We start from the raw sequence: 5,864 nt of genomic DNA, 5'->3' as shown, positions 1-5,864 counted from the left end.
TAGGCGCCAAAGGTAATAGAGCGTTGGCCGTTAAGGCGCCAAAGGTGAGAGAGCGTCCGGTTGGTACGTCAGGAACCCAGGATGGCGGCGGCGATCTCGTCGGCGTCCCGGAGTGTCCGCTGGCCGCTGCGGTACACCGGCCCGCCGGGCTGGACCGCTTCGGCGGCAATGGCGGTCCCCCACTGGGTGGAGGACAGCTGCAGGCCCAGCACGTACAGGCCCTCGGTGACGGACCCGTTCGCCGCGACCGGACGGTACGGGTGCGGCACCACGTCCAGGCCCGTGGACTGCACCGGCGCGCCTTCCGCCGTCATCATGAGCCGGGGCCGGACCGCGCCGTCGGCCAGGAGCTGCTCCAGCAGCGGAGAATCGTTGGCCGAGACCCTGTTGCCGGGTGCGAGCGCCTCCACCATTGTGGCGGCCGACACCGGGGCCCCACCCACCCACGGCGAGGACGCCGTGAACATCCGGTTCCGGCGGTCGATACCGAACTTTGGGTCCGGGCCTACAAAGCTGACAACTCCGGCACGGGCCAGGGCCGCCAGCTGCTCCGAGCGCAGGGCCGGCGGCCCGCTGGCCAGGCCTTCAACGAAGGACTCGAACCAGCCTCGCAGGCCGGCAACCCACGATTCATCGGTGATGCCGCCGTCGGCCACTGCCGTCTTGAGGACAGCCCGTCCGTGATGGAGGGCGCCGATGGCCATCTTGACGGGGTCATCCTCCCCCAGGGCGGAACGACGGGCATCGTCCAGCAGGTACTCCACCACCGCGGCATCAAGTTCTGAACGCGACGCAAAGGAACGCCCTGCCAGCGGCGCCGCGAGTCCGGGGAGGTCCAGCCGGTGCCTCGGCCCCACGTGGATGGCCAGCACGCTCTCCACGCTGTCCTCCCAGTTGGCCGCACTGTGGGCGTGGGGATGCAGCGCCTCGTCCAGGGCGGCGAGGAAGGCGGCAGTATCCGGGACGGCGCCGGGCTGCGAGCGCACCAGGGTGGAGTAGTAGGCCCAGAGGGTGTCACGGTGCAGCAGGGGCCACAGATCGTGGTCGAACCCGGGCCGGATGCCGGCCTTGCGGAAGCGCTCCAGCGCTGCTTCGGTGAAGTACCGGAGGGTCACTGAGCGCGGGTAGTAGCCTTCCAGCGCTGCCTTGGCACGGTACGGGGTTCCGCGCCGCGACGCAGCGATGATGAGCGGCTCCTGGCCGGACGGTTCATACTCCAGCCGTCCGCCGCTGGTGACGAACTTTCCGCCGCGGCCCTCGGTGAGCTGCACCATGGTGTCGAAGAAGTTCAGGCCCATGCCGCGGACCAGGACCGGTTCGCCCGCTGGGATCTGTGACCAGTCCACGTCGGCCGGCACAGCCGGCGGCAGATACCGCAGGCCCAGTTGCCCGGCGGAGGCCTGGAGTTCCCGCTGTTCCGGGTTCAGCCGGGACGGGATGTGGCCAAGCGCCAGGACCACTGAATGGGCGCGGAGGGTAGCGCCGGTGGCCAGGCCGACGTCGAACGTTCCGTCCTTTGAGGGGCGCACCGACAAGGCGGTCGCCTCGTGGAAGTCGATAGTGACGCCGTCGGGCGCTTTGTCCAGCAGATCCGCGAGGGTGCAGCGAAGGTACCTGCCATACAGGGCGCGGCTGGGAAAATCGTTGGCACCCAGCACGGCAAGTTCGGCCCGCTCGTCCGCTGTCAGGAACGGGAGCGGGTGGTGCTGCTGCCGGGCACGCCACTGCTCAAAGGTGGTGCCGGCCACCGGCGCCGGAAGTGACGGGTCCTCCGGAATCAGCGTGGGGTAGAAAGACTGGGTGTTCATCAGGAACAGCCGCGACTGCTCCGGCTGCCAGACGTGCCCGGAGCCGGCCGGGTAGGGGTCGATGACGTCGATGTGGAGCCGGATGGCGCCGCCCGTTGTCCCGGGTGCGTTCAACGCGGCGGTGTTGTGTGCGGCGGCGTGGGCGAGCAGGCGTTCCAGTACGCTGGTGCCGCGCGGTCCGGCACCAATGATGGCTGTCCGGATGCTCTGCGTTATTTCCACGGCATCCAGAGTACGGGCTGAGAACCAAGTCTGCGCTGCACGCTTGACTTGCCAGCCCCCAGGGATGTTGTTTGGATGGGGCGCATGACCACCACTGCAGCTGATTCAGCGTCCGTCCCAGGTTCCGGCCAGGCCACCCCCGGCAGCACGCCTGCGGGCATCGCACCCGAGCCTACGGATGAGAATGTCTGGCTCGAAGACATCTACGGCGAAGAGCAGCTTGCCTGGGTCAAGGAGCAGAACTCCCGTACCGAGGACCTGCTCGAGGACGCCGATTACGTGGAACTGGAGGGCAGGATCCTCGAGGTCCTGGACTCCACGGACCGCATCGCCATGGTGGGCAAGCGCGGGGACTGGTACTACAACTTCTGGAAGGACCAGCAGAACCCCAAGGGCCTGTGGCGCCGCACCACCTGGGAGAGCTACTGCACTGACTCGCCCGAGTGGGACATCCTGCTGGACGTGGACGCCCTGGCCGCCGCCGAAGGCGAGGAGTGGGTGTTCCACGGCGCAACGTTCCTCCGGCCCGCTCCCGGCGAGCCATACCGGCTGGCCCTGCTGGCGCTCTCCCCCGACGGCGGCGACGCCAACCGCTACCGCGAATACGACGTCGAGGCACGCGGCTTCGTGGACCCGGCCCGCGGCGGCTTTGACCTGCCGACGGCGAAGGGCAACGTGTCCTGGCTCGACGCGGATACGCTGCTGGTCGCCTCCACCGCCGACGGACTCCCCAAGACTGCCTCTTCCTACGCCCGTACCGCGGTGACCCTCAAGCGCGGCGCCGGACTGCCCGGCGCACCCCGGCTCTTCGAGGTCCCCGAGGACCACATGATGGCGGTGGTGGCGCACGATTCCACCCCCGGCTTCGAACGCACCTTTGCCGTGGACTACATCGACTTCTTCAACCGCACCAACCTGGTGCTGCGGGACGGGGAGTGGGTGGCGATCGATGTCCCCACCGATGTCAATGTCAGCGCCCACCGGGAGTGGCTGCTGTTCCGCCCGCAGCAGGACTGGGTGCTGGCCGGAACCACCTACCCCGCCGGATCGCTGCTGGCCGCCAACTTCGAGGACTACCTGGCCGGCGCCCGGAACGTCCTGGTCCTGTTCACCCCGGATGCCAGCACCTCGCTGCAGTCCTGGAGCTGGACCCGGAACTTCCTGCTGCTCAACCTCCTCCAGGACGTCTCGTCGCAGATCAGGGTCCTTGACCCGTCCCGCCCGGCCGAGCCGACCGGCAGCCAGAGCGGAACCGAAGGCGCCTGGGCATCCACTCCCCTGGACGCCTGCCCGCCGCTGCACGACGTCAACGCCTACGCCGTGGACGACGAGGACGAGGCTGCGGCCGACGGCGGTGCGGGCGACGACTTCTGGCTCGTCGCCACCGGGTTCACCACCCCCAGCACGCTGATGCGGGGCACGCTGGAACGCAACCACGGCGACGGCGGAACGCCCGGCGTGGTGAGCCGGCATGCGCCCGTGAAGACGTCGCCGTCGTTCTTCGCCGACGGTGACTACGAAGTACAGCAGCACTTCGCCGTCTCCGACGACGGCACGCGCGTCCCGTATTTTCAGGTGGCCGCGCGGAACCTGCCGCTTGACGGCCAGAACCCCACCCAGCTTTCCGGATACGGCGGGTTTGAGATTTCCCGTACGCCCTCCTACAGCGGCACCGTGGGCAGGGCCTGGCTGGAGCGCAGGACCACCGGCGTGCCGGGCGACGACGGCCAGACCCCGCACTCCCGCGGCGGCGTTTACGTGGTGGCCAACATCCGCGGCGGCGGCGAATACGGCCCGGCCTGGCACCGGGCAGCCCTGCAGGAGAACAGGCACAAGGCGTTTCAGGACTTTGCCGCCGTGGCCCGCGATCTCATCTCGCGCGGCGTCACGTCACGGGAACGACTGGGCTGCGTGGGCGGCTCCAACGGCGGACTGCTGGTGGGAAACATGCTCACCCAGTACCCGGAACTCTTCGGCGCCGTCTCGTGCGGCGTTCCCCTGCTGGATATGCGCCGCTACACCAAGCTATCTGCCGGCCACTCCTGGATCGCGGAATACGGTGACCCCGACGTGCCGGAGCAGTGGGAGTACATCAAGACGTTCTCTCCCTACCACCTGCTCAAGGACGGGGTGGAGTATCCGGAAACGTTCATCTGGACGGCGACGTCGGATGACAGGGTGGGCCCCGTCCAGGCCCGCAAGATGGCTGCCCGAATGTTGGCCATGGGCATTCCCAACGTGTGGTTCCACGAAGCCCTGGAGGGTGGCCACGCCGGTGCGTCCGACAACCGGCAGGCCGCCGCGCTGCAGGCCCGCAGCCAGCATTTCCTGTGGAAGGCGCTGGCTGGCGGGACCTCGTGACCCCGGAGTTGTCGGTACGGCAGGCCGTGGCAGGTGACGTGGAACGGCTGGCGGAGGTGCACCTGCGCTGCTGGCAGGAAACCTACCGGGGCATGCTGTCGGACGCGCACCTTGCAGCAGCGGACCCTGCCGACAGAGCGGCCATGTGGCGGGCGTTGCTGGACCGGCCGGAACCGGCCCAGGCATGGGTGGCGTGCGACGGCGGCACGATCGTTGGGTTCTCCGGCGTCCGGCATGTGCCGGCTGACGATCCCTGGCACGAGTCGCCGCCCCCGTCTTCCGGGGACCTTGAGTTGTGGGGGCTGTACCTGTTGGCCTCGCACCAGGGCCTCGGCCTGGGGCGGCGGCTGCTGGAGGCCGCCTTGGGCACCGCGGCCGCGTCACTCTGGGTGGCCGCGGACAACGGCGACGCCATCGCTTTCTACCGCCAGTTCGGCTTTACACCGGACGGAGCGGAGGACGTGATTCCCAGCTGGGAGAACCTCCGGGAGATCCGGATGGTCCGCCCGCTGCAGCCCGCCTCCTGATGTTGCCCGCATCCTGCCGCCATCTCCTGCCACCGGTGGACAGCCGTTTTGCACTGCATGCCCCGATCTGCGTATCCTTGGTGGGCTAGGAATAGCAATTGGAGACGTGCCAGAGCGGCCGAATGGACTTCACTGCTAATGAAGGGTCGGGGTTAAACTCGACCGGGGGTTCAAATCCCCCCGTCTCCGCGTTTGGCCCCGGTCCCCGGACCGGGGCCTTTTGCGTTCCCGGTGGACTTGCGCGGCCTCATTTCCTGGGCTTGTTCGCAGATCAGAACCGTCTGAATTCGGATTCGCGAACACGCTTCTGATCCAGCAGTGTTGCTGATAGATGCCCCTCGGGTGGCACGATAATCGGATGGCAGCAAGCGCACCCCACAACGGACCCGACGGTATCCGGCATGTGTGGAGCCCCCGCCTGGCCCTCCTGGTGGCGGCAACGTTCTTTATGGAGTTTCTGGACGGCACGGTCCTCACCACCGCCATCCCCAACATCTCCGCCGATTTCCGGGTCCCCGCGGCCGACGTGAACATCACCATGACGGCCTACCTGCTGACCGTGGCCGTGGGCATCCCGATCAGCGGCTGGCTGGCGGAACGGTTCGGAGCCCGGCGGATCTTCTGCCTGGCCATCGCCGTCTTTACCGTGGCCTCGCTGGCCTGCTCGCTGAGCCAGGACCTGGCCACGCTGACCCTGAGCCGCATCGCCCAGGGGGCAGGCGGCGCAATGATGGTTCCAGTGGGAACGCTGCTGGTTCTCCGCGGCACACCCAAATCCGAACTGCTCCGCGCCACTGCCTTCCTGGTGTGGCCGGGGCTCCTGGCACCCGTGCTGGCACCCTTGGTGGGCGGCGCACTGACCACCTACTTGACCTGGCACTGGATCTTCCTGATCAACCTTCCCCTTGGCCTTGCCGCCTTCCTTGCCGCATTGAGGCTGGTGCCC

Annotated in this window: 4 protein-coding genes and 1 tRNA gene; 4 read left to right on the top strand and 1 reads right to left on the bottom strand. The window is 68.2% G+C overall.

Annotation, left to right across the window (positions count from 1 at the left end; all coding sequences use genetic code 11):
- Positions 1-68: 68 nt before the first annotated feature.
- Entirely contained in the window at positions 69-2,030 is a 1,962-nt protein-coding gene (locus tag P2Q66_RS15865; RefSeq protein WP_275729648.1) for an FAD/NAD(P)-binding protein, read from the bottom strand.
- Between the two features lie 84 nt (positions 2,031-2,114).
- On the opposite strand from P2Q66_RS15865, the gene P2Q66_RS15860 reads away from it, so the two are divergent.
- From P2Q66_RS15860 to P2Q66_RS15845, 4 genes are all read left to right on the top strand, one after another.
- The gene (locus tag P2Q66_RS15860) at positions 2,115-4,391 is read left to right on the top strand and encodes a prolyl oligopeptidase family serine peptidase (protein WP_275729646.1); all 2,277 of its coding nucleotides are present in this window, start codon (positions 2,115-2,117) and stop codon (positions 4,389-4,391) included.
- The gene (locus P2Q66_RS15855) at positions 4,388-4,918 is read left to right on the top strand and encodes a GNAT family N-acetyltransferase (protein ID WP_275729645.1); all 531 of its coding nucleotides are present in this window, start codon (positions 4,388-4,390) and stop codon (positions 4,916-4,918) included. Before P2Q66_RS15860 ends, P2Q66_RS15855 begins: the two co-directional genes overlap by 4 nt.
- Before the next feature lie 100 nt (positions 4,919-5,018).
- Positions 5,019-5,107, top strand: a tRNA-Ser gene (locus P2Q66_RS15850).
- Between the two features lie 169 nt (positions 5,108-5,276).
- A partial coding sequence (locus P2Q66_RS15845; RefSeq protein ID WP_275729643.1) for an MFS transporter occupies positions 5,277-5,864 on the top strand: 588 nt, incomplete at its 3' end.

This window comes from Arthrobacter sp. Cr_A7, assembly GCF_029222765.1.
Lineage (GTDB): Bacteria > Actinomycetota > Actinomycetes > Actinomycetales > Micrococcaceae > Arthrobacter.
This window is presented reverse-complemented; position numbering and strand designations above follow the sequence as displayed.

Bases quoted from the DNA above. Each gene is read 5' to 3' on its own strand.
- P2Q66_RS15860 (WP_275729646.1), top strand. From the start codon at position 2,115: ATGACCACCACTGCAGCTGATTCAGCGTCCGTCCCAGGTTCCGGCCAG.